Annotated in this window: 1 rRNA gene; it reads left to right on the forward strand. The window is 54.6% G+C overall.

The window, feature by feature from the left end:
• Window positions 1-1,064, forward strand: a 23S ribosomal RNA gene (locus ACFTR6_RS22095); the annotation flags it as partial.

Consider the following 1,064-nt stretch of genomic DNA (forward strand, 5'->3'; position numbering starts at 1 on the left):
CCGGGAGGGGATCGGGGCCGCAGAGACCAGGGGGAAGCGACTGTTTACTAAAAACACAGGTCCGTGCGAAGTCGCAAGACGATGTATACGGACTGACTCCTGCCCGGTGCTGGAAGGTTAAGAGGACCGGTTAGCCCTTCAGGGCGAAGCTGAGAATTTAAGCCCCAGTAAACGGCGGTGGTAACTATAACCATCCTAAGGTAGCGAAATTCCTTGTCGGGTAAGTTCCGACCTGCACGAATGGAGTAACGACTTCCCCGCTGTCTCAACCATAAACTCGGCGAAATTGCAGTACGAGTAAAGATGCTCGTTACGCGCAGCAGGACGGAAAGACCCCGAGACCTTTACTATAGTTTGGTATTGGTGTTCGGAGTGGCTTGTGTAGGATAGGTGGGAGACGTTGAAGCCCGGACGCCAGTTCGGGTGGAGTCATCGTTGAAATACCACTCTGGTCACTTTGGACATCTAACTTCGGCCCGTAATCCGGGTCAGGGACAGTGCCTGATGGGTAGTTTAACTGGGGCGGTTGCCTCCTAAAAAGTAACGGAGGCGCCCAAAGGTTCCCTCAGCCTGGTTGGCAATCAGGTGTCGAGTGTAAGTGCACAAGGGAGCTTGACTGTGAGAGAGACATCTCGAGCAGGGACGAAAGTCGGGACTAGTGATCCGGCGGTACATTGTGGAATGGCCGTCGCTCAACGGATAAAAGGTACCTCGGGGATAACAGGCTGATCTTGCCCAAGAGTCCATATCGACGGCATGGTTTGGCACCTCGATGTCGGCTCGTCGCATCCTGGGGCTGGAGTAGGTCCCAAGGGTTGGGCTGTTCGCCCATTAAAGCGGTACGCGAGCTGGGTTTAGAACGTCGTGAGACAGTTCGGTCCCTATCCGCTGCGCGCGCAGGAAATTTGAGAAGGGCTGTCCTTAGTACGAGAGGACCGGGACGGACGAACCTCTGGTGTGTCAGTTGTACTGCCAAGTGCACCGCTGATTAGCTACGTTCGGATGGGATAACCGCTGAAAGCATCTAAGCGGGAAGCTCGCTTCAAGATGAGATTTCCATACAC

Origin of the sequence: Arthrobacter sp. NPDC057009 (assembly GCF_042673905.1) — a bacterium.
Classification (GTDB): domain Bacteria; phylum Actinomycetota; class Actinomycetes; order Actinomycetales; family Micrococcaceae; genus Arthrobacter.